The organism is Sphingomonas sp. HF-S4 (genome assembly GCF_032911445.1).
GTDB classification, from domain to species: domain Bacteria; phylum Pseudomonadota; class Alphaproteobacteria; order Sphingomonadales; family Sphingomonadaceae; genus Sphingomonas; species Sphingomonas agrestis.
The window spans coordinates 118,491-140,248 of record NZ_JAWJEJ010000001.1; the positions used below are offsets into that span (position 1 = coordinate 118,491).

The window sequence follows — 21,758 nt, forward strand, 5'->3', positions numbered from 1 at the left end:
CGATGCGGTGATGAAGGCGCTGTTCACGGGCGAGGCCGAAACCCGCGGCATCGTGGTGCGCGTCTCCGTCTCCTATCTCCCCGAACAGTCCGAGCCGCAGCGCGGACGCTGGTTCTGGGCCTATCATATCCGCATCGAGAATAGCGGGCCGTTCACCGTGCAGCTGCTCACGCGGCACTGGGTGATCACCGATGGACGCGGCGCGCGGCACACGGTGGAAGGCGAGGGCGTGGTCGGCGAGCAGCCGATGATCGAGCCGGGGGCGAGCTTCGACTATGTCTCGGGTTGCCCGCTCTCGACGCCGACGGGCAACATGCAGGGCAGCTATCACATGATCGGCGAGGACGGCGCGGCGTTCGACGTGGCGATCCCGAAATTCGCGCTGCTCGCGCCGGCGGTGGCGGGATGAAGATGCTGAGTGCCCATGTTCCCCTTCCGCTTGCGGGAGGGGTTAGGGGAGGGGCTGTCCTCCTCGATCTCGTTTGCGGTTCGCATGCCCTCCCCCGACCCCTCCCGCAAGCGGAAGGGGAGCGCATGTTGCGAGGGCTGGGACAATGAAGCGGACCCATCTCCCCCTCAACGGCCTGCGCGTGCTCGACGCCGCGGCACGGCACCTGTCGTTCACTCGCGCCGCCGACGAACTGGCGGTCACCCCCGCCGCGGTCGGCCAGCAAATCCGTGCGCTCGAGGATACGCTGGGCGTCGTGCTGTTTCGACGCACGACCAAGGGGCTCGAACTGACGCCCGAGGCCGAGGCGGGGCTCGCCGCGCTGCGGGCCGGATTTCTCCAGTTCGAGGAATCGGTGCGGGCGATGCAGGCGGGGCAGTCGTCCAAGTCGCTGACCATCGCCGCGCCGCGCGACCTCAGCGCGAAATGGCTGATGCCCAAGCTCGCCGAGATCGCGCGCAGCGATGGCGAACTGCGCTTCATGCTGGTGCCGGCCGACGAGGCGATCGACTTCACCGAGGCTAATCTCGACCTGGCGATCCGCTGGGGCGAGGGTCCGGGCGAGCATGAGGGCGAGGCGCTGGAGAGCGACGGGATGGTCACCGTCGAGCGACCGGGCGGCGGCATCGACACGCCGATCGCCTGGGCCGGATGCCTGGCCGAGGACGCCGGGTCGCTGGTCCGCGTCGCCGATGCCGGGCTGGCGCTCGACGCCGCGGCCGAGGGGCTGGGGCGCGCGACGGTGCCCGAACTGATCGCGCGTGCCGATCTGGCGGCGGGGCGCGTGGTGGCGGTGGGCGAGCCCAAGGCGTCGCGGCTCGGCTATTGGCTAGTCGCGCCGTTGCCGCAATGGCGCCAGAAGAAGGTCAAGACGCTGGTCGAGGCGCTGGGCGAGTGACGCCGCGCGATGCGCCGGTGCTCGAAAGCACGCGGCTGCGCCTGCGACCGCGTACGCTCGACGATGCCGAGGCGCTGCATCCAGCCTATGCCGATGCCGAGCTGATGCACTGGTGGTCGAGCGGGCCGCACGATGGTGTCGAGCAGACCCGCGCGCATCTGGCGCAGGAGGCGCCGGGGTGGCGCTGCTGGGCAATCACGTTGAGGGGCGATGACAAGGCGATCGGCTTCGCCGCCGCGGGCGAGAAGCGGCAGGGCAATGTCAGCGAGATCGGCTATCTGCTGTGCCGCGAATATTGGGGCAGCGGAATCGCCGCCGAGGCGGTCGGCTGCGTGATCGACCGGATCTTCGCCGAAGGACAACGTCGCGTGTTCGCCGATACCGATCCGGACAATGCCGCATCGCGCAGGCTGCTCGAGCGGCTGGGCTTCCAATTGGAGGGCACGCTGCGCGGCGAATGGGAAACGCATATCGGCGTGCGCGATACAGCGCTCTACGGGCTGCTGCGCGAGGACTGGCATGGCAGCGCCTGACTTGCGCGATCCGGTGCAGCGCGCAGCGTATCACCAGGAACTGCGCGGCGTCGCGCTGCGGCTGCGGCGGAGCGGAATCGGCATTGCGCTGGTCGGGGCGATGCTGGTGCTCCTCCACCGCAAGGGTGTGGAAGCCGTGCCCTTGTGGCTGGGCGTCGGCGTGCTCGGGATCGGCGTGCTGGTGACGATCGCGGCGCTCTCGACTCGCGCCGCCTATCACCGGCTGCGGATGCGCAATTAGGGCGCGGCCAGCTCGGCGAGGCGCGAGACGAGCGCGATGAAGCGCGGCTCCTCGAGCGCGCGGGCGGGATCGTTCCAGCTCGCGGTGGCGGCGTACCAGTCGCCGCCTTTTGCCTGGAGCAGCAGCGTCATGTTCATCACGCCAGGTTCCGAGCCGCCCTTATAGCCGACCCATTGCCACTTGCCCGCGACCGGCGGAGCGATGCCGGGATTCTTGGAGAGCACGGTGCGCAGCTCGGCGCCGCGCGGGCACTCGCTGTTGCGGCGGAGCCAGTCCATGATGCGGACCAGATCGGCGGGCGACAGGAACCATTCGAGCTCTTCGATCCGTACCGGCTTGCCGTCGCGGAACAAGGTCGGGCGGATGAGCAGCGCGGGCAGGCCGGCGACTTCGCCGGCGAGCATGCTGCGGCGCCCGGCCTCGTCCGCGGCGAGATAGCGGCCGGCGAGGTCGTTGGCCGCGATCCCCTTGAGCTTGAACGCCTCGAGCGTGCCCAGGAACGGGCGGTTGCGCGCGGGATCCTTGACCCCGACGAGCGGCAGCATCGCCTCTATCTTCTCGCGGCCGAGCGTGTGGAGCAGGATATCGGTCGCGCTGTTGTCGCTGACCGAGATCATCTGGGTGGCGAGCTCGCGCAGCGTGACCGTGGTGCCCTTGGGCTTGAGGAAATAGCCGCCGCCGGGAAGCTGGCTGCCGTCGAGCGTGACGAGATCGTCCCACGTGCGCTCGCCGCTATTGGTGGCGCGGACCAGTTCGGCGAGGATGACCAGCTTGAATGCCGAACCGATCGCGAAGGGGCGATCGGGCTGGCGGCTCGCGATCAACTCGGGCGCGCCGCTACCGAGCTTGGCGAGCGCGAAGCCGGTTACGCCGTGCAGCCCGGCGAGTCGCTCGGCCACCGTCTCGATGCTCTCTTCGTTGCCGGTCAATCCGGTGATGCGCAGCCCGGTCACCAGATGCGGCGTGGCCGGATCGACCTCGATCGTGGCAGCTCCCGAACCATTGGCATAGTCGATGCGAATTTCGGCCAGCCAGGGCGAGCGCGCGCGCGTCCGCGAGACCGACTTGAGCGCGCCATAGGAGGCAAGGAATTGCCGGCTAAGCGCGTCGAACTGTTCCTTCGAGACCTGCGCACGAAAGCCCGCCGCGAAATATTGGTCGTAGTTGCCTTCGCCGCGCAGCAGTGCCGGAAGCTCGGCGATGCGGGCGTCGAGCGCGGGATTGGCGGCGGGGGCTGCCGCGGGAGGCGGAGCGGGGGTCTGTGCCACCGCCACACCAGGCGTGAGCAGGGCCGCAAGGCAGAAGAGTGAACGGCGTAGCATGGATCCCCCCATTTTTACCCTCAAGCGTCGATGACTTCCTCGTCGAGCCGCGCGGCATTTTCCTGGATGAAGGCGAAGCGGTGCGCGGGATTGGTGCCCATCAGCCGATCGACCAGATCCTTGACGCCCGCGCGCTCCTCATATTCCTGCGGCAGCGTGACGCGCAGCAGCCCCCGCGTCTTGGGATCCATCGTGGTTTCCTTGAGCTGGTTGGGGTTCATCTCGCCCAGACCCTTGAAGCGGCTGACCTCGACCTTCTTGCCCTTGAACGCCCCATTCTCGATCCCGAGCCGATGCGCATCGTCGCGGGCGTAGAGGCTCTTCGAACCCACCGTCAGGCGATAGAGCGGCGGCTGGGCGAGATAGAGATGCCCCTGGCGGACGATGTCTGGCATCTCCTGGAAGAAGAAGGTCATCAGCAACGTGGCGATATGCGCGCCGTCGACGTCGGCGTCGGTCATGATGATCACGCGCTCGTAGCGCAGGTTCGAGGCGTCGCAGTCCTTCCGCGTGCCGCAGCCGAGCGCCTGGATCAGATCGGCAATCTCCTGGTTGGCGAGAATCTTGGCCGAGGTCGCGCTGGCGACGTTGAGGATCTTGCCGCGGATCGGCAGGATCGCCTGAGTCTTGCGGTCGCGCGCCTGCTTGGCCGAACCGCCGGCCGAATCGCCCTCGACGATGAACATCTCGGTGCCCTCGGGGCTATCGGCGGCGCAATCGGTGAGCTTGCCCGGCAGGCGGAGTTTCCGCGACGAGGTCGCGGTCTTGCGCTTGACCTCGCGCTCCTGCTTCCGGCGCAGCCGTTCGTCCATGCGATCGAGGACATAGGAGAGCAGCGCCTTGCCGCGGTCCATATGGTCCGAGAGGAAATGGTCGAAATGGTCGCGCACCGCCTTTTCGACGAGCGCTGTGGCTTCGGGCGAGGTCAGCCGATCCTTGGTCTGCGACTGGAACTGCGGCTCGCGGATGAAAACCGAGAGCATCAGCTCGGAGCCGATCATCACGTCGTCAGCAGTGATGTCCTTGGCCTTTTTCTGGCCGATCAGCTCGCCGAACCCGCGGATGCTGCGGACCAGCGCCTGGCGCAGGCCCTGCTCGTGCGTGCCGCCGTCGGGGGTGGGGATCGTATTGCAATACCAGCTGTACGAGCCGTCACTCCACAGCGGCCACGCCACCGCCCATTCGACACGGCCCTGCTCGTCGTGGAAGTCCTGCTGGCCGGTGAAGAACTCGGTGGTGGCGCATTCGCGCCCGCCGATCTGCTCCTTGAGATGATCGGCGAGGCCCCCGGGGAACTGGAACACTGCCTCGGCAGGGACATCGTCGGAGACCAGCGAGGGATCGCACTTCCAGCGGATCTCGACACCCGCGAACAGATAGGCCTTGGAGCGCGCGAGCTTGTAGAGCCGCGCGGGCTTGAACTGCATCTCCCCGAAAATCTCGGGATCGGGGGTGAAGGCGATGCTGGTGCCGCGGCGATTGGGGGTGCCGCCGAGATGCTCGAGCGCGCCGAGCGTCTGGCCCTGGCTGAAGCGCTGGCGGAAGAGCTGCCGGTCGCGTGCGACCTCGACCACGGTGTCGATCGAGAGCGCGTTGACCACCGAGACGCCGACGCCATGGAGGCCGCCCGAGGTCGCATAGGCCTTTCCGCTGAACTTGCCGCCCGAATGGAGCGTCGAGAGGATTACTTCGAGCGCTGACTTGTCGGGGAATTTGGGATGCGGATCGACCGGGATGCCGCGGCCATTATCGACGATCGTCAGACGGTTGCCGGCTTCGAGCTCGATCTCGATACGCGTGGCGTGGCCGGCGACGGCCTCGTCCATCGCATTGTCGAGCACTTCGGCGGCAAGATGGTGGAGCGCACGCTCGTCGGTGCCGCCGATATACATGCCTGGGCGACGCCGGACCGGCTCAAGCCCTTCGAGCACTTCGATCGACGAGGCGTCATAGGTGCCGGAGGGAACGCCCGGCGCAGCAAACAGGTCTTCGGACATGATACGAGCTATGGCCTGTGGGGAGGGTAGGGGCAAGGGCGGGCGGGGGCGGCGATCAGACGGCATGCCGACCCGGCCGCCGTCGGTAACAAAATGTTGCAATGCGACGAACCGAGGAAAGTACGCGACTCCCGCGAGTTAAAGCCGTCTCGTATCGTAACCGGAGTTCCCCATGTATCTGCGTACCCTGCTCGGCGCCTCGGCGCTGGCCCTTTCCGTTGCCGCCATGCCCGCGCTTGCGCAGGATGCCGAGTTCAACGGCCCCTATGTCGGCGGATCGCTCGGCCTCTCGATTCCCGGCAAGCAGGGCGGCGAGCGAATCGAATTCGACCGCGACCTCAACGGCAGCTTCGGCGATACCGTGGTGACTGCCCCGCCGGCGAATGCTGATGCCTTCGCGCCCGGCTTCTGCAACGGCGCGGCGCTCGCATCGACTCCCAATGGCTGCCGTAAGGACGCCAAGCGTACCCAATATGCCGCGCGATTGGGCTGGGACATCCAGTCGGGTAATTTCGTGGTCGGTGCGGTCGGCGAGATCGGCCGCAACAACCTGCGCGACAGCGTCACGGCGTACAGCTCGACGCCCGCCAGCTACACGATGACGCGCGAGATCGACTGGAACGCCGGGCTTCGCCTGCGTGCGGGCTATGCGGTCGGCGGGCGCACGCTGATCTACGGCACCGGCGGCGGCGCCTATGCCAAGATCGACAACAGCTTCTCGACCACTAACACTGCGAACAGCTTCACCGACAACGGCGATTCCGACGCCTGGGGCTGGGCCGCGGGCGGCGGCATCGAGCAAAAGGTCGGGTCCAACTTCTCGGTCGGGGTCGAGTATCTCTACACCCGCTACAAGGACGACGATTATCTCGTCCGCGCCGGCGCGGGCACTGCGCCGGCGACCAATCCGTTCCTGCTGGCGGGTGCGGGCGGTACCGATTTCCGCCGCAGCGACACCAGCTTCGATCATCATGGGGTGCGCGCGACCGCGGCGTACCGCTTCTGATCGATCGGGCAGCGTCCCGATGCGCGGCCGGCGGAGCGATCCGCCGGCCGTTTGCATGTCCGCGATCAACCGCGCGCTGCGCCCGATCGCGTTCGCCGCGGCGGGCAGGCGCGGAGCACGGCGAGCTCGCGCATCTCGCTCAGGATCGTCCCGATGCTGCGCGCTTCCGAAGCGCGGGGCGTGCCGAAGTTCGACCATTCGCCGGGCTGTACGTACATGGCGGTATCTCCTTGGCCACCTTCTACCAGCGGCGGCTGCTGAAGAAAAGAACAAAAAGAGAACTGTGCTTGTTCCCTGCATCCGCCGCGATAGGATCGCGGCGCAACCGGGGAGGGACGATGCGGATTTTGTGGACAATGATCGCGGCAATGCTGGTGGCGGGCGCCGCGCCTGCTGCATCGGCGCAGGAAGACGCGATCGACGCGGCGGTCAAGGCGGCAATGACGCGCACGGGCGTGAAGGGCCTCGCGTTGGCGGTGATCGAGGATGGCAAGCCCGTCTCGGTGCGCAGCTATGGCGTGCGCAATCCCGCCGATGCACCCCTTGAGACAGACACGGTGATGTACGGCGCGTCGCTGACCAAGACCTTGTTCGCGTACACCGTGATGCAGCTGGTCGATGAAGGCCGCATAGACCTCGACAAGCCGATCGCCGCGATGCTGCCCAAGCCGCTGCCCGACTATGGCAATCTCGACGCCTATGGCAATTGGGGCGATCTTGCCGCCGACCCGCGCTGGCGGACGATCACGCCGCGGATGGTGCTGACGCACAGCACCGGCTTCGCCAATTTCGCGTTCGACGAGCCCGACGGCAAGCTGCGCATCCATTTCGATCCGGGCAGCCGCTATGCCTATTCGGGCGAGGGGATCATCCTGCTCCAGTTCGGTATCGAGAAGGGGCTCGGGCTCGATCTCGGCGCCGAGATGCAGCGCCGGGTGTTCGATCGCTTCGGCATGAAGACCACCAGCATGAAGTGGCGCGCCGATTTCGCGCGCAACATGGCCGATGGCTGGACGCTCGAAGGCGCCGTCGAGCCGCATGACGAGCGCAGCCGGGTACGCGCAGCGGGATCGATGGACACGACGATCGCCGACATGGCGCGCTTCGCCGCCGGGCTGATCCGCGGCGACGGGCTGCGCACGGGCTCGCTCCGCGAATTGATTCGCGGCCAGCTGCCGATCACCACCGCGTCGCAATTCCCGTCGCTCCAGCCCGAGGCGCCGGTGGCGGCGCGGCCCAAGGGCGTCGCCGCGGGGCTCGGGGTGATCGCGTTTGCCGGGCCGCAGGGCGCGGGATTCTTCAAGGGCGGGCACAATGATTCGACCGCCAACACGCTGGTGTGCGTCGCGCAGCGGCGGCGCTGCGTCGTGATCCTGTCGAACGACGTGCGCGCCGAGGCGGCGTTCCCTGAGCTTGTTAGGGTAGCGATCGGCGAGACCGGGGTGCCGTGGCATTGGGAATATCCGCGACTGTTCGGCAAACGGTGAGCGCGCGGTGACGCGCCCTTCGACGATTGCAATGACTCCGCTTCGCCGATAGCCTCGGCGCGTCGAAAAGGACCAGAACGGCATCGGTACGTCCGTTCCCTCGCCAAGAGGCTCCGTGTCGCGCTTGCGCGAACCCGCGACAAGCAACCGGCGCGTGCCGCCGGGGCTTGGCGCGCGCGTGGCTTTGGCGCGTGGCAGTTCCGGTGGTGCGCCCCTATCGAGGAGCGTCCCATGCCGATCATTACCGCAAACAGCGGCGTCATCACCCAGATCAACGTCTTTACCGTGCCGCCGGGTGAGCAGCAGCCGCTGATCGCCTATCTCACCGAATCAGCACGTGCCGCGCGCGAGGTCGAGGGCTGGATTTCGGCAAACCTGCACCGCAGCCTGGATGGCACGCGCGTGGTCAATTACGCCCAGAGCGCCGATCTCGATGCGGCCCGGCGGGTGTTTGAACACCTGCAGCGCAAGGGCATGATCGAGGGCAACAAGCGCTATGGCGAGGCGCATCCAGGGCTCTACGAAGTCGCCTTCGTGCTGGAGCGCGGAGGCTAGCGCTCCAACGCTTCGTCGAGCGCCGCGAGGAAGCGTTCGCTATCCTCGACCTGAGGCGAATGGCCGAGCGCGTCCAGCCGCACCAGCCGCGCGCGGGGGAAGGCCTTTACCGCGGTCTCGGCGGCTTGCGGCACGGTGCGGACCTTGGCGCGCAGCGCTTCGGGCGCGGTGTTGGCGCGAAAGGCGGTCTTGTCGGTCTGGCCGATGATCAGCGTGGTCGGGATACGCACGCGGCCGAGTTCGGCTGCGACCGGCTGGGTCTGGATCATGTCGGAGAGCCGCGCCTGCGCCTCGCGCACGGAGTCGCCGCGCGTGCTCGCATATTGGCCGGCGAGCATCACCACCCAGCGGTCATAGGCCGGGCGCCACTGGCCGTTATAGTAATTGCGCTGCTGATAAACCTTGATCGAGGCGGCGCTGGTCTTGGCCTCCTCGGCGCGGAGCATGTCGAGCGGGGTGTAGGGCACGCCCTCGGCGAGCGTGTCGTTGAGCCCGAGCGGGTTGACGAGGACCAGCTTCGAGACACGATCCGGATAGAGCAGCGCGAAACGCGTCGCCAGCATGCCGCCGGTCGAATGGCCGACCAGCACGACCTTGCCGACGGCGGCCTGGTAGAGCAGCGCCAGCGTGTTCGCGGCCAGCGCGTGGAAGCTGTATTGATAGCCGTCGGGCTTGGCCGACTTGCAGAAGCCGATCTGGTCGGGCGCGATCACGCGATAGCCGCGCGCGGCGAGGCCGCGGATCGTGTCTTCCCAGGTCGCCGCGCAGAAATTCTTGCCGTGGAGCAGGACCACCGTCGCCTTCGCCGTGCCGCTCGGTCGGACATCGAGATAAGCCATCCGCGCCGGTGCTTGCGTGCGCGTCTCGAACCAGTGGACGGGGTAGGGATAGTCGAAGCGCTCGAGGTCGGCGCCGTAATCGGGCGTCTGGGCGGCGGGAGCAGCGCAAAGTAGGGCCAAGGCCGCCAATAGATATCGCACGCAAGTATCCCTCTTCGGGAAAGGCAACGCGCGATGGCAGGAACAGTCAGGCGTCGGCGAGATCCAGCCGACGCTTGATCAGACCGACATCGGCGCGAATGGCATCCAACTCCGCATTGATGCGGGCAATGTCGACAGCCATGGTGGCCTGATGCTGCTCAACCGAGCCGAGGCGCATCTTGATCGACGCCTGATCGCCGAAAATCGGCGAACTCAGCGTGGAGCCGCTTCAGAAGCTCGTAGGAGCGTTCCGCAGTGTCGCTCATGGCCTCAATCTACGCTTCGAACCGTAGCGAGTCCATGAACGACACCCGATCACCTTAGCGAACCCGCGGGCCGCCGAAGGGCAGCGGGGGCGGGGGGCGACGGTCGCGGCGGGGAAGCTGCGCCTGATAGGCGTGGCCGCAATGCGCGACGCAGTAGGGGAAGCCTGGGTTCACTTTGTCGCCGCAGAAGTGGAAGTCGGGCTCGCCGGGATGGCCGAGCGGCCATTTGCAGATGCGGTCGTTGAGGTCGAGCAGCGACGTCTTGCCGGCGATCGCCTCGCTCGGCTTGGCGGGGACCAGCCGGCGCGGGGGGGCGGGGGTGATCGGCGCGGACTGCTCGCCGGGGTTCTGCCGCAGGAAGCCGCCGGGGCCGACCGAGCGGAGCACCGGTGCGGGCGCCGCGGGCTTGGCATCGTCCCCGGACGCAGCGGCGCTCGCCACGGGCTCGGCCGGCTCGGCGGCGGGTGCGCGCGGCGCGGCGGCTACCGGAGCGGGTGCCTTGGGTGCCGGGGCGGCGGGCGCCGGCTTCGGCGCGGCAGGCTCAGCGGCCGCGGCAGCCTTCGGCTCGTTCGGCTTGACCGGCGACGGGCGCGACTGGAGGCCCAGCCGATGCGCCTTGCCGATCACGGCATTGCGCGACACGCCGCCGAGCTCCTCGGCGATCTGGGTGGCGGTCAGGCCGCTGTCCCACATCTTCTTCAGCGTATCGATACGCTCTTCGGTCCAGCTCACGTCACTTCCTTCAACTTGCGGGCGGCGCGGGCAGCGTTTACGCGAACACGCGATGAGCAGCCACCCAGAAACCGGTCATACCCTCCCCGAGCCCGGCGTTCCGGTGATTCGCAACGTGAACTGGGGGGGATTGCGTACGCTCTATATCAAGGAGGTGCGCCGTTTCTTCAAGGTGCAGCTCCAAACCGTATGGGCGCCGGCCGTCACGACGCTGTTGTTCCTGGTGATCTTCACCGTCGCACTGGGCGGCGGCGGGCGCACGATCGAGCTCGACGGGCGCAGCATCCACTTCGCCGATTTCATCGCGCCGGGCCTGATCGTGATGGGCATGCTGCAGAACGCCTTTGCCAATGCCAGCTTCTCGCTGCTTGTCGGCAAGATCCAGGGGACGATCGTCGACTATCTGATGCCACCGCTATCGACCGGCGAGCTGCTCGCCGGGCTGTGCGGCGGCGCAGTCACGCGCGCCTTCTGCGTCGGCGGCGCGGTGTGGCTGGCGATGGCGTTGTGGCCGAGCGTCAGCGTGGTGCCCGCGCATCTCTGGGCGATCCTGTGGTTCGGCTTCCTCGGATCGCTGTTCCTCGCGCTGCTCGGCGTGCTGACCTCGATCTGGGCGGAGAAGTTCGATCATGCCGCGGCAGTGACCAACTTCGTCGTCGCGCCGCTGTCGCTGCTCTCGGGGACCTTCTACTCGGTCGACAGGCTCTCGCCGGTGTTCCAGACGATCAGCCACCTGAACCCGTTCTTCTATATCATCTCGGGCTTCCGCTACGGGTTCCTCGGCGTCGCCGACTCGCCGATCCTGATGGGCAGCGCGATCATCCTGGCGCTCGACGCGGTGCTCGGGCTCGCCTGCTACTGGCTGCTGCGCAAGGGCTGGAACCTCAAGAACTAGTCGAGGCTGTCGGCAACTTTCCGCAGCGCAGCCGCGGGATCGTCCTCGATTGGCTCGCCATGGCTGACGATAATCCGCTTGAGGTCGGGCAGCGCCGCCCAGTCGCGCAATTGCGCCGCCAACGCATGCGGATCGTCGATCATCATCCGCCTGACGATCCGCGGCACGCGCGGGCCATTGACGCCGAACCCCATCAGTCTTGCCAGGAGCCACGCGCCGATCCCGTGCGGATGGCGGACATGCCCGATCACGTCGTTGAGGATCAACGTCGTGCCGCTCGGGCGATGCACCTGCAGCGCGAACTCGTCGAGCTTCGCCCCGGCGATCTTGGCGAGGACGAGCGCGGGATCGCCGATGATATCGACGGTCGCATCGACCGGCACCGCTTCGGCCACCTTGTTGCGCCCACTCGGCGGGGCGAGCACCTGCATCCCCGGATAGCGTCGCTTCCAGATCCGCGAATCGAGCCGGTGCGCCTGGTTGGGGACGATCAGGAAGCGCGGCGTGCCGAGCGATTCGATCCGCTCCATCTCGGGCTCGTGCAGCGCAATCGCGCTCCAGACCGCCGTGCCGCCGCCTTCGAGCGCGATCACCGTCATCCGCCGCGGAAAGCGGCCCAGCGGCATGACGATCTCGCCCTCGACCGTCATAAGGCCTTCGTCGATGTCGACCAGCGGCCCGTGCGGGCCGACCTCCCACTTTTCCAATATCGCTGCCATCGTATTCTCCGTCACCGCAGAACCGATGACGGGGCCGAAACGATCCTCATGCGGTAGCGGCATGCCTCGCGACCAATGGATTATTGACGCACCTGTGGCGCTGCCCCTAAACACCCGCTCCGGGCGGTCCGGTTGGCCGCCCTTTTGCGTTTCTGGAGCTCGACCCAGCTTTTCGACGAAGGAGTACCGTTCCGATGCCTATTACCCCGCTCATGCCCGTCTATCCGCGGTGCGCAGTGCGGCCGGTGCGAGGCGAGGGCGTGTACCTCTATGGCGAGCGCGGCGAGCAGTATCTCGACTTCGCCGCCGGCATCGCCGTCAACGCACTGGGCCACGGCCACCCGCATCTGACCAAGGCGATCGCCGAGCAGGCAGCCACGCTGATGCACGTCAGCAACCTTTATGGCTCCCCCCAGGGCGAGGCGCTGGCACAGCGGATCGTCGACAACAGCTTCGCCGACACGGTGTTCTTCACCAATTCGGGGGTCGAGGCGATCGAGTGCGCAATCAAGACCGCGCGCCGCTACCACTATGTCAACGGCAACCCGCAGCGCCACAAGCTGATCACCTTCAAGAACGCCTTCCATGGCCGTTCGATCGGCGCAATCTCGGCGACCGACCAGCCCAAGATGCGCGACGGCTTCGAGCCGCTGCTGCCGGGCTTCGACTATGTGAAGTTCAACGATCTCGAGGCCGCGCTCGCCGCGATCGACGACGAGACCGCGGGCTTCCTGGTCGAGACGGTGCAGGGCGAGGGCGGGATGACCGCGGGCACGCCCGAGTTCATCCAGGGGCTGCGGAAAGCGTGCGACGAACACGGCCTGTTGCTGATCCTCGACGAGATCCAGTGCGGCTATGGCCGCACCGGCAAGATGTGGGCGTACGAGCATTACGGCATCACCCCCGACATCCTGACCGCGGCCAAGGGTATCGGCGGCGGCTTCCCGCTCGGCGCCTGCCTCGCCACCGAAGAGGCGGCCAAGGGGATGGTGATCGGCACGCACGGATCGACCTATGGCGGCAATCCGCTGGCGATGGCGGCGGGGCAGGCGATCCTCGACGTGATGACCGAGGGCTTCCTCGAGAATGTCGCCAAGATGGGCGACCGCCTCCGCCAGGCATTCGAGCAGCTGATCCCGAACCACGATCATTTGTTCGAGGAGATCCGCGGCAAGGGGCTGATGCTCGGCATCAAGATGAAGGAGCCCGCGGTGTCGCGCGACTTCGTCGCCCATCTGCGCGACAATCACGGGCTGCTTACCGTTGCTGCGGGCGAGAACGTGTTCCGCGTGCTGCCCCCGCTGATCATCGACGAGAATCACATCGCCGAATGCATCGAGCGGCTCAGCGAAGGCGCGCGCAGCTTCGCGCCGCCGAGCGATGACTAATTCGATCCTCCCCGGCACGGGGAGGGGGACCATGCGCAGCATGGTGGAGGGGGCTCTCCGCGAGCGAATGGCTTGGGGCTCGCCCCCTCCACCATTCGCTGCGCGAACAGTCCCCCTCCCCGTGCCGGGGAGGATCTAGGATGCGCCACTTTCTCGATCTGTCCGACGCCGGCACCGCGGACATCCAGGCGATGCTCGACGACGCGGTCGCCCGCAAATCGGCCCGTATCGGTTGGCCCAAGGGCAAGGCCGATGCCGACGCGCCGCTTGCCGGCCACGTCCTCGCGATGATCTTCGAGAAGAATTCGACGCGTACCCGCGTCTCGTTCGACATGGCGATCCGCCAGCTTGGCGGCACGTCGATCGTTATGGACGCGGGCTCGATGCAACTCGGCCGCGGCGAGAGCATTGCCGACACCGCGCGCGTATTGTCCGGTTATGTCGATGCTATCATGATCCGCACCGACGATCACGCCAAGGTGGTCGAGATGGCCAAACACGCCAGCGTGCCGGTGATCAACGGCCTCACCGACGCATCGCATCCGTGCCAGATCATGGCCGATCTGCTGACCATCCTCGAGAGCGGACGGACGCTGCCCGGCCTCAAGGTCGCGTGGCTCGGCGACGGCAACAACGTCCTTGCCTCGATCATGGAGGCCGGCGGACTGCTCGGCTTCGACGTTGTCGCGGCGTGCCCGCAGGGGTTCCAGCCGAGCGACGCCGATGTCGCGCGGGGCAGGGGCCGCGCACGCGTCGTCGGCACCGCCAGCGAAGCGGCCGAAGGCGCCGACGTGATCGTCACCGACACCTGGATCTCGATGGGCCAGCCGCATGCCGATACCAAGCTCGCGGCGATGATGCCCTTCCAGGTCGACGAAGCACTGATGGCGCAGGCCAATCCGGGCGCGGCGTTTCTCCACTGCCTGCCCGCGCACCGCGGCGAGGAAGTGGTCGACGCGGTGATCGATGGCCCACAGTCGCTGATCTGGCCCGAGGCCGAGAACCGGCTCCATGCGCAGAAGGCGGTGCTGCGCTGGTGCTTCGGGCAATTGGGCTGAGTTGAAGCGACGACATCCGCTTCTTATCTGAGCCGCGACCCAGAAAACCCCGTTCGCGCTGAGCTTGTCGAAGCGCCGTTCTTCTTTCGCGATGGTGGAAGGAGAGCAGGACGGGGCTTCGACACGCTCAGCCCGAACGGGGAAATGTCATGACTCCCAACACCGCCCCCACCACCGATCTCGATCGTGTGATCGGCTTCACCATTCCGAGCCGCCATGCCCGCGGCCGCGTCGCGCGGCTGGGGCCGGTGCTCGATGAGATCCTGTCGGCCCACGCCTATCCCGAGCCGATCGAGCGGCTGCTCGCCGAGGCGCTGACCTTGACGGCTTTGCTCGGCGCGACGCTCAAGGATGCGCAGGGGCAGATGACGCTCCAGGCGCAGTCGCCTGGCGCGATCGTCAGCCTGCTGGTATGCGACTACAAGAACGGCGAGCTACGCGGCTATGTCCAGTTCGACGCCGAACGGCTGTCGCAGCTGGGCAAGAAGCCGACGCTCGATGCGCTGTGCAAGAAGGGGCATCTGGCAATCACCTTCGACCAGGCGGCGACCAGGGAGCGCTACCAGGGGATCGTCCCGCTCGTCGCGTCGTCGATCGGCGCGGCGGCGGAGGAATATTTCCTCCAGTCCGAGCAGATCCCGACGCTGGTGCGGATCGGCACGCATCGCGGCAAGGACGGCAAGCTGGTTGCCGGCGGCATCCTCGTCCAGCATCTGCCTGAGGGCGAGGCGGGGCGCGAGCGACTGCACGTGCGGCTCGACCATCCCGAATGGCAGCATGTCGAGGCGCTGTCGGCGACGATGGGCGCCGACGAGCTCGCCGAGCCGAGCATCCCGCTCGAGAATCTCGTTTGGCGGCTGTTCAACGAGGAAGAGGAAGTGCGCGTGCTTGTCGGCACCGGGCTCTCGCGCGGCTGCCGCTGCGATACGACCTACATCACCGAGGTGCTGAGCAAGTTCGCGCCCGAAGACCGCGCCGAGATGGCGGACGAGAACGGCGTGATCAGTGTCGATTGCGCCTTCTGTTCGAAGAAGTTCCCCGTGCAGCTCGGCGATTTTGTTGCACCGCCGTTGTAATCGAGAACCCGCTTTCCATATCGGCGTGGCCGCGGAGAGCGGGCTTCGGTGGGGCCCCGGAGTAGGTTGCGCAGGCGCGCGAACGGGGAGTCTTTATGGTGTTCAGGCGTATGGTCCGCCCGGGAATCGTGGGCGCGTTGCTTTTGCTCGGTGCAGCGGGCGCGCCTGCGCAGCGCGGTCCCGCGGTAGGTGCGCTCGGTACGTTGGAGCGGGGCGAATGGCAGCTCAAGGACGGCGAGGGCGAGGTGCGTAAGCTCTGCCTGCGCAATCCCGGCACGCTGCTCCAGATCATGCATGGCGACGCCCAGTGCGAGCATTTCGTGATGGAGAGCGCCAAGAGTTCGGCGACGATCCGCTACACCTGCCCCAGCCACGGTCACGGTCGCACGACGATCTCGATCGATACGCCGCGGGTGGTGAATATCGATACGCAGGGCGTGGCCAATGGCGCGCCCTTTGCGGAGAAGTTCGAGGGGCGGCGGATCGGCGTCTGCAGCTGAGCGGCGGTTACGATTGGTTAACCCTGTTCGTTTATCGGTTGCTGCTCCTTCCTGGAGCATTTCCTCTCTGGCAAATTTCCAACTGGGCCGCTTCACCGCGGCCCATTTTGCGTTGCGGCACGAAACCGGCTAGCGGCGGGGGATGACCGACAGCGTTGCAGTCGCCCTGATCTCGGGCGGGTTGGATTCGATGATCTCCGCCGCGCGAGCGCGCGAGGACGGGCATCGGCTGCTCGCGCTTTCGATCGATTACAACCAGCGTCACCAGGTCGAGCTTGCCGCGGCGCGCCGGATCGCGGCGATGCTGGGCGCCGAGCGCCATGTCGTGCTGCCGCTCGACCTGCGCGCGTTCGGCGGATCGGCGCTGACCGCCGAGATCGACGTGCCCAAGCAGGGCGTGGGCGACGACATCCCGGTCACCTATGTGCCGGCGCGCAACACGATCTTCCTCAGCCTGGCGCTCGGCTGGGCCGAGGCGGCGGGCGCGCGCGACATCTATATCGGCGTCAACGCGCTCGATTATTCGGGCTATCCCGATTGCCGGCCCGAGTTCATCACCGGGTTCGAGAAGCTCGCCGAGCTGGCGACCAAGGCGGGGGTGGAGGGCGAGCCCTTCCGCATCCGCGCGCCGCTCCAGGATATGACCAAGGCCGATATCGTCCGCGAGGGGATGCGGCTGGGGCTCGACCTGGGGATGAGCTGGTCGTGCTACGATCCGGCGCCGGGCGGCGTGCATTGCGGCCTGTGCGACAGCTGCCGGCTGCGTTCGAAGGGTTTCGAAGAAGCCGGCGTGCCCGATCCGACGGGCTACGCGACCGACCGATGACCTACGCCGTCAAAGAGATGTTCCTCACGCTCCAGGGCGAGGGCGTGAATGCCGGGGCGCGCGCGGTGTTCGTGCGGTTTGCCGGGTGCAACCTATGGTCGGGGCGTGAGCAGGACCGGGCTACGGCGGTGTGCAAGTTCTGCGACACCGATTTCGTCGGCACCGATGGGCTGGGCGGCGGCAAGTTCGTAGATGCCGATGCGCTGGCCGATGCGGTGGTCGGCCATTGGGCAGCAGGGCCGGATCGCCGCTTCGTGGTGCTCACCGGCGGCGAGCCGATGCTCCAGATCGACGACGCCCTCGTCGATGCGCTCCACGCGCGCGGCTTCCGCATCGCGATCGAGAGCAACGGCACCTTGCCTGCGCATCCCGGGATCGACTGGGTGTGCATCAGCCCCAAGGCTGGCAGCGACGTGGTTCAGCGCTCGGGCGACGAGCTCAAGCTGGTCTGGCCGCAGGCGGGCAGCGATCTCGACATGCTCGAGAGCTGGGACTTCGCCAACTTCCTCGTCCAGCCGATGGACGACGCGAACGGCGCGGAGAATGTCCGTGCCGCGACGGCGCTGGCGATGGCGCGGCCGCGCTGGCGGCTGTCGCTCCAGACGCACAAGCTGTTGGGGCTGCGCTAGCCCCTCAGCGCGCCGCCACGTGCAGCGCGCCGCACTTCTTCACTTGGTAGCTGTTCTTGCGCCAGCATTTGTCGTTGCCGAACGGCGGCATGGCGTAGGTCAGCCCCTGATAATTGATCGTGCGGCGGAACTGCTCGCCCCAGGAGGCTAGGCTCGCGCGCAGCTCGCGCATCCGGTCGTGCGCGAGATCGCCGAAGGTGCCGCGGCGCGCAAATACAGCATCATGGCCGATTGCGGCGGCAGTCTGGCAGAAAGACAGCTGGCCCGAGACGGTCGAAAAGCCCGAATAGACGCGGGTGCCGAACTTGTCGAGTTCGGTTTGCCCGAGCTTCTTGGTCTTGTTGGTTCGAATGAAATATTTCTCGAGCGTTGCGTAGGATTCACGCAGTTCTGCTTCGTGATCGTCGAGAACGGCGTTGTAGTTTCCAAGCGTCAGCAGCGTCGGCTCGAACTGGCATTGCAGCGCGGCGACGTTGAGCGCGGCACGCAGGTTCCACACCAAGGCGGCGCGCAGTTCCTCGCCGGTGGCCCCGGGCAGCGCAGGGCCGGTCATGCCCGGCTCGGCACCCGTGACGCGGCCGCCGGCAAGGTTGGCGGGCTTCATGAAGAACTGCGCCGATGCCGGTGCGGCGGCGAGGAGGCCGGCCGAAACGGCCAGCATGGAAACGATACGCGGAACCAGCATCACGCCCTCTTTTTGGCTTGTCTCGCGGTGGTTAAGGAATTTTGACTCCGTGCCCAAGCTCTTTTTTCGCCGCGGCGCCCGCACGGCCTGCCGCGCTAACGAAAAGGACCGCCCGGTTGCCCGGGCGGCCCTTCGAAACACGCCGAAGCGCGATGATTACATCGCGTTGGTGGTGTTCTCGGTGACCGTGGTGGTGGTGTTGGTGGTCTCCATCATCGCACCGTTGTCGACCGGGGCAGCCGCGTCGATGTTGGTGACCATGGTGTCGGTGACGGTGGTGTTCTCGACCGGCACGATTTCGGTGGTGTTGGTCACGTTGGTCGACGTCTCGTTGCTGGTGCACGCCGAGGCGACGAGGGCCGCGCCGGCGATCATCGAACCTGCAACGATCTTGGAAAGGACTGCACGCATGTAATAGCTCCCTAGATAATGGATTTGGACAGCGGATACGCCGTTTAATACCCAAACCGACGTGGACATTAGTCGGTTTGGGGCACGCTCTCAAGACACGATTTGCCCTTCAGGCAGAGAGAGCGCGTAAAAATGGCGGAAATGTGGCGTCGAGCGCGGCGTCAAACCGCGCTGCCGTAACGTCCTTGCCCAAGGCGGCGGCGCTGGTGACGGGGAATTCGGCGATTCCGCACGGCACGATTCCCGTAAAATGGCCGAGATCGGGCGAGAGGTTGACGGCAAAGCCGTGGAGCGTGACCCATTGCCGGATCCGCACCCCGATCGCGCCGATCTTGGCTTCCTGGCCACTTTGGTCGAGCGTCCAGATACCGATCCGGCCGGGCGCGCGGAACACCTCGATCCCGCATTCCGCCAGCGCGGCGATCACCCAGCCTTCCAGGGCGTGGACATAGCAGCGCACGTCGCGCTTCCGCGCGCGCAGGTCCATGACGACATAGCCGATGCGCTGGCCTGGGCCGTGATAGGTATAGCGCCCGCCGCGCCCGGTCTTGTGGACCGGGAAGCGCGGATCGAGCAGCTCGCCCGCGTCGGTCGCGCTGGTGCCGGCGGTGTAGACCGGCGGATGCTCGAGCAGCCAGACCAGCTCGCGCGCCTCGTGCCGGGTCACCGCGGCGGCACGCGCCTCCATTTCGGCGAGCGCCTCGGCATAGTCGATCCGGCCCGGCTCGACGCGCCATTCGATATCGGATGTCATGCCCGCCCGATGCGCCGCGCCGGGCATTTTCGCAAGCATCTGGCCCAGAGATTGGCAAGGCCGGGCCGCGCGGCTAACACGGACGGCAGGGCCGAAGCAGCAGGTGTGACATGGTGAAGATGGGAACGGTCTGGGACCGGACCGCCGAATTCCTTGGCGACAATATCGCCGCGGTGGTGCCGATCGCGCTGCTCGCCTTCTTCGTGCCCGCCTCGATCGAAGGCAATTTCGAAGCGGCGATGACCGGCGCCGGAACCGGTTTCAAGGCACTGCTCTACACGCTCCAGTTCGTCTTCGCGCTGATCTCGCTCTGGGGATCGCTCGCAATCACCGCGATGGCGCTCGACATCGCCTCGGAGCGCAGCGCGGCCAATATCGCGACGCGGCGCTTCCTCCCCGCGCTGGTGGTGTCGGTGGTGATGTTCGCCGCCGCGTGCGTGCTGCTGCTGCCGATCCCGGCGCTGCTCCTCGCCAACGGCTACGACATGAACGCGATGGCGCGCGGCGAGTCCGTCGAGATGAGCATGCAGGTTGCCGGCACGATCGTCGTCTATGCGCTCGTGGCGCTCGCGCTGCTGCTGTGGCTGGTCGCACGGCTGATCGTCGCGACTCCGGTGGTGGTGCGTGAGAACCGCATGCTGAGCGCGCTCGGCGAATCCTGGTCGCTCACCCGCGGCGCGGCGCTGCGCATCGTCGGCGTCATCCTCCTGTTCGCGATCGTCAGCTGGGTGGCCGGGCTCGCCGCCAAGACCGTGTTCGGCAGCATCTTCGCGCTCGTCGCGGGCAATGACGGCGAGGGCGTGACGCTGGCGACGGTGATGACCTCGATCGTCGTCGCCGCGGTCCAGTCGGCGTTCATGGTCATCCCGCCGGCGTTTACCGCCAAGCTCTATCTCGCGCTGACCGCTCGGCAGGGCTTCCGCCACGGCGAAGTCGCGGCATGAGGCTCGATCTCGTCGGCGTGCTCGCCGACGCCCGCGCGCTTTGGCGCCGCGAGCGCGAATTGCTGGTGCCGATCGCGGGGATGTTCTTCTTCGTGCCGATGCTCGCGATCGTGCTCCTGCTCGCCAACAGCGGCTTTCCCGGCGACGCGACGCCCGAGCAGCTGCGTGAAGCGATCGCGGCGTTCTACGAAGCCAATATCGTCGCGATCCTGGCGGCGAACCTCGCGATCGCCTTTGGCAGCTTCACCGTGCTCAACCTCTTTTTCCAGGGCGGCGGACGTACGCTGGGCGAGGTGCTGGGAATCACGCTGCGCCGCTTCCTGCCCTATCTCGCCATCTATCTGATCGCGAGCGTGCTGTTCAGCTTCGGGCTGTCGCTGCTGGTGCTGCCGGGGCTGTTCGTCTTCGGGCGCACCTGGCTTGCCGCGCCGTCCTTTGCCGCGATGCCCGAAAAAGGACCGATCCATGCCTTTCGCGAAGGCTGGCGGCGCAGCGCGGGGTTCAACTGGATCGTGCTGCTCGCCGCCGCGATGGTGACCGTGATCGTGGCGATGCTGCTGATCGTGGTGTCGAGCGTGCTCATCGGAGGGCTCGCCACGCTCGTCGAGGCGCGGGTCGCGCTGGTGATCGGGCATGTCGTCACTGCGCTGATCGGCGGGCTCGCCTGGACCGGCTTCGCGCTGCTCCGCGTCGCGGCCTATCGGCGGACCGAGCCCAGCATCGGCACATGAGGCGCCGCCTCGGGCGCTAGGATCCCGGCGATCCGCGGATCGGCGAAGCTCTCGACGGTGCGCTTGTAGGGCACGAAGCCGTGATGGCGGTAGAAACCCAGCGCCGATGGGTGATCCAGCGTGCAGGTGTGCAGCCAGACCCGCGTCACACCCCTGCGCCATGCCAGCGCGAGCGTCTGCGCCATCAGCCAGCCGCCATGCCCCTTGCCGATCAGTTCGGGGACCAGCCCGAAATAGCCGATCCCGCACACGCCTTCGGTTCGAAAGTCGAGTTCGATAAAGCCGACTTCGATCCCCGCGCGATCGATCGCGGCATAGACCTCGATCTTCGGGTCATCGAGCGTGCGGCGCAGTTCCGCCTCGGGGCGCACCAGCCGCGAGAACCATAGCCAGGGCTCGCCGATCCGGCGGAACAGGGCTTTGTACTTGTCGCTGTCGGGCGCGGGCCAGTGGACGAGGCGCAGCGGCGAGGTCGGGGTGGGGCGCAACGGCGGCTTGCGCCGCATCTCGAGCGAGGTGACGATCGTCGCGATCTGGTCGTCGGGGACGGGCGTCAGGCCCATGGCTTGCCTGCCATCCGGGAATTCCCCACCCGCTTGCGGGAGGGGGTAGGGGAGGGGCTATCCAATAGCGGCATCGCTTGCGGCCATGCCCTCCCCCGACCCCTCCGGCAAGCG

The 21,758-nt window shown here is 67.1% G+C and carries 27 protein-coding genes; 16 read left to right on the plus strand and 11 right to left on the minus strand.

Features of this window, described 5'->3' with window-relative positions; translation table 11 throughout:
• Positions 1-10: 10 nt before the first annotated feature.
• The 4 genes from apaG (at position 11) to RZN05_RS00595 (ending at position 2,120) form a co-directional block, all read left to right on the plus strand.
• Positions 11-409 carry a Co2+/Mg2+ efflux protein ApaG gene (gene apaG / locus RZN05_RS00580; protein WP_317227530.1) on the plus strand — a complete coding sequence of 133 codons (399 nt, stop codon included), beginning with the start codon at positions 11-13 and terminating at the stop codon, positions 407-409.
• A 145-nt stretch (positions 410-554) separates the two neighbouring features.
• Positions 555-1,346 carry a LysR family transcriptional regulator gene (locus RZN05_RS00585; RefSeq protein WP_317224682.1) on the plus strand — a complete coding sequence of 264 codons (792 nt, stop codon included), beginning with the start codon at positions 555-557 and terminating at the stop codon, positions 1,344-1,346.
• The gene (locus tag RZN05_RS00590) at positions 1,343-1,879 is read left to right on the plus strand and encodes a GNAT family N-acetyltransferase (protein ID WP_317224683.1); all 537 of its coding nucleotides are present in this window, start codon (positions 1,343-1,345) and stop codon (positions 1,877-1,879) included. The genes RZN05_RS00585 and RZN05_RS00590 overlap by 4 nt, the downstream gene beginning before the upstream one ends.
• Complete coding sequence (locus RZN05_RS00595) at positions 1,866-2,120, plus strand: hypothetical protein (protein ID WP_317224684.1); 255 nt, start codon at positions 1,866-1,868, stop codon at positions 2,118-2,120. Before RZN05_RS00590 ends, RZN05_RS00595 begins: the two co-directional genes overlap by 14 nt.
• Here RZN05_RS00595 and RZN05_RS00600 read toward each other — a convergent pair.
• Both RZN05_RS00600 and parE read right to left on the minus strand, forming a co-directional pair.
• On the minus strand, positions 2,117-3,388 hold the full coding sequence (locus RZN05_RS00600) for a serine hydrolase (protein ID WP_317224685.1): 1,272 nt from the start codon (positions 3,386-3,388) through the stop codon (positions 2,117-2,119). The two genes, RZN05_RS00595 and RZN05_RS00600, sit on opposite strands and share 4 nt — an antisense overlap.
• Positions 3,389-3,462: 74 nt before the next feature.
• The gene (gene parE, locus RZN05_RS00605; protein WP_317224686.1) at positions 3,463-5,439 is read right to left on the minus strand and encodes a DNA topoisomerase IV subunit B; all 1,977 of its coding nucleotides are present in this window, start codon (positions 5,437-5,439) and stop codon (positions 3,463-3,465) included.
• 172 nt (positions 5,440-5,611) lie between these two features.
• Between parE and RZN05_RS00610 the strand changes: the two genes are divergently transcribed.
• Positions 5,612-6,445: an outer membrane protein gene (locus RZN05_RS00610; RefSeq protein WP_317224687.1), complete on the plus strand. Its 834-nt coding sequence runs from the start codon at positions 5,612-5,614 to the stop codon at positions 6,443-6,445.
• Positions 6,446-6,510: 65 nt separating this feature from the next.
• On the opposite strand, the gene RZN05_RS00615 is transcribed toward RZN05_RS00610, so the two are convergent.
• A complete protein-coding gene (locus RZN05_RS00615) occupies positions 6,511-6,663 on the minus strand; it encodes a hypothetical protein (protein ID WP_317224688.1) in 153 nt (50 codons plus the stop codon).
• 120 nt (positions 6,664-6,783) lie between these two features.
• Here RZN05_RS00615 and RZN05_RS00620 point away from each other — a divergent pair, with 120 nt between their 5' ends.
• Positions 6,784-7,932 carry a serine hydrolase domain-containing protein gene (locus RZN05_RS00620; protein WP_317224689.1) on the plus strand — a complete coding sequence of 383 codons (1,149 nt, stop codon included), beginning with the start codon at positions 6,784-6,786 and terminating at the stop codon, positions 7,930-7,932.
• A gap of 231 nt (positions 7,933-8,163) precedes the next feature.
• A complete protein-coding gene (locus RZN05_RS00625) occupies positions 8,164-8,487 on the plus strand; it encodes an antibiotic biosynthesis monooxygenase family protein (RefSeq protein WP_317224690.1) in 324 nt (107 codons plus the stop codon).
• Here RZN05_RS00625 and RZN05_RS00630 read toward each other — a convergent pair.
• The 3 genes from RZN05_RS00630 to RZN05_RS00640 form a co-directional block, all read right to left on the minus strand.
• On the minus strand, positions 8,484-9,446 hold the full coding sequence (locus RZN05_RS00630) for an alpha/beta fold hydrolase (protein WP_317224691.1): 963 nt from the start codon (positions 9,444-9,446) through the stop codon (positions 8,484-8,486). The genes RZN05_RS00625 and RZN05_RS00630 overlap by 4 nt on opposite strands.
• A gap of 67 nt (positions 9,447-9,513) precedes the next feature.
• Positions 9,514-9,645, minus strand: a complete 132-nt coding sequence (locus tag RZN05_RS00635) for a hypothetical protein (protein ID WP_317224692.1) — start codon at positions 9,643-9,645, stop codon at positions 9,514-9,516.
• Positions 9,646-9,787: 142 nt separating this feature from the next.
• Positions 9,788-10,465, minus strand: a complete 678-nt coding sequence (locus RZN05_RS00640; RefSeq protein WP_317224693.1) for a GcrA family cell cycle regulator — start codon at positions 10,463-10,465, stop codon at positions 9,788-9,790.
• Positions 10,466-10,517: 52 nt separating this feature from the next.
• Between RZN05_RS00640 and RZN05_RS00645 the strand changes: the two genes are divergently transcribed.
• Entirely contained in the window at positions 10,518-11,360 is an 843-nt protein-coding gene (locus RZN05_RS00645; protein WP_317224694.1) for an ABC transporter permease, read from the plus strand.
• On the opposite strand, the gene RZN05_RS00650 is transcribed toward RZN05_RS00645, so the two are convergent.
• Entirely contained in the window at positions 11,357-12,079 is a 723-nt protein-coding gene (locus tag RZN05_RS00650) for a hypothetical protein (protein ID WP_317224695.1), read from the minus strand. The genes RZN05_RS00645 and RZN05_RS00650 overlap by 4 nt on opposite strands.
• A gap of 194 nt (positions 12,080-12,273) precedes the next feature.
• Here RZN05_RS00650 and RZN05_RS00655 point away from each other — a divergent pair, with 194 nt between their 5' ends.
• The 6 genes from RZN05_RS00655 to queE all read left to right on the plus strand — a co-directional run bounded on the left by RZN05_RS00655 (position 12,274) and on the right by queE (position 17,556).
• Positions 12,274-13,467, plus strand: coding sequence for an aspartate aminotransferase family protein (locus RZN05_RS00655; RefSeq protein WP_317224696.1), 1,194 nt, complete (start codon positions 12,274-12,276; stop codon positions 13,465-13,467).
• A gap of 140 nt (positions 13,468-13,607) precedes the next feature.
• Positions 13,608-14,525, plus strand: a complete 918-nt coding sequence (argF, locus tag RZN05_RS00660) for an ornithine carbamoyltransferase (RefSeq protein WP_317224697.1) — start codon at positions 13,608-13,610, stop codon at positions 14,523-14,525.
• Between the two features lie 149 nt (positions 14,526-14,674).
• Entirely contained in the window at positions 14,675-15,601 is a 927-nt protein-coding gene (locus RZN05_RS00665; protein ID WP_317224698.1) for an Hsp33 family molecular chaperone HslO, read from the plus strand.
• Between the two features lie 95 nt (positions 15,602-15,696).
• Positions 15,697-16,101, plus strand: coding sequence for a hypothetical protein (locus RZN05_RS00670; protein WP_317224699.1), 405 nt, complete (start codon positions 15,697-15,699; stop codon positions 16,099-16,101).
• A gap of 142 nt (positions 16,102-16,243) precedes the next feature.
• Entirely contained in the window at positions 16,244-16,927 is a 684-nt protein-coding gene (gene queC / locus RZN05_RS00675) for a 7-cyano-7-deazaguanine synthase QueC (protein ID WP_317224700.1), read from the plus strand.
• Positions 16,924-17,556, plus strand: a complete 633-nt coding sequence (gene queE, locus RZN05_RS00680) for a 7-carboxy-7-deazaguanine synthase (RefSeq protein WP_317224702.1) — start codon at positions 16,924-16,926, stop codon at positions 17,554-17,556. The genes queC and queE overlap by 4 nt, the downstream gene beginning before the upstream one ends.
• A 4-nt stretch (positions 17,557-17,560) precedes the next feature.
• On the opposite strand, the gene RZN05_RS00685 is transcribed toward queE, so the two are convergent.
• The 3 genes from RZN05_RS00685 to lipB form a co-directional block, all read right to left on the minus strand.
• The gene (locus RZN05_RS00685; RefSeq protein ID WP_317224703.1) at positions 17,561-18,241 is read right to left on the minus strand and encodes a hypothetical protein; all 681 of its coding nucleotides are present in this window, start codon (positions 18,239-18,241) and stop codon (positions 17,561-17,563) included.
• A gap of 156 nt (positions 18,242-18,397) precedes the next feature.
• Positions 18,398-18,652, minus strand: a complete 255-nt coding sequence (locus tag RZN05_RS00690) for a hypothetical protein (protein ID WP_317224704.1) — start codon at positions 18,650-18,652, stop codon at positions 18,398-18,400.
• Positions 18,653-18,761: 109 nt separating this feature from the next.
• On the minus strand, positions 18,762-19,406 hold the full coding sequence (lipB, locus tag RZN05_RS00695) for a lipoyl(octanoyl) transferase LipB (RefSeq protein WP_317224705.1): 645 nt from the start codon (positions 19,404-19,406) through the stop codon (positions 18,762-18,764).
• 110 nt (positions 19,407-19,516) lie between these two features.
• On the opposite strand from lipB, the gene RZN05_RS00700 reads away from it, so the two are divergent.
• On the plus strand, positions 19,517-20,350 hold the full coding sequence (locus RZN05_RS00700) for a hypothetical protein (protein WP_317224706.1): 834 nt from the start codon (positions 19,517-19,519) through the stop codon (positions 20,348-20,350).
• Positions 20,347-21,081, plus strand: a complete 735-nt coding sequence (locus RZN05_RS00705; protein WP_317224707.1) for a hypothetical protein — start codon at positions 20,347-20,349, stop codon at positions 21,079-21,081. The genes RZN05_RS00700 and RZN05_RS00705 overlap by 4 nt, the downstream gene beginning before the upstream one ends.
• Here the strand turns inward: RZN05_RS00705 and RZN05_RS00710 are convergent.
• Entirely contained in the window at positions 21,048-21,644 is a 597-nt protein-coding gene (locus tag RZN05_RS00710; RefSeq protein ID WP_317224708.1) for a GNAT family N-acetyltransferase, read from the minus strand. The genes RZN05_RS00705 and RZN05_RS00710 overlap by 34 nt on opposite strands.
• Positions 21,645-21,758: the final 114 nt, after the last annotated feature.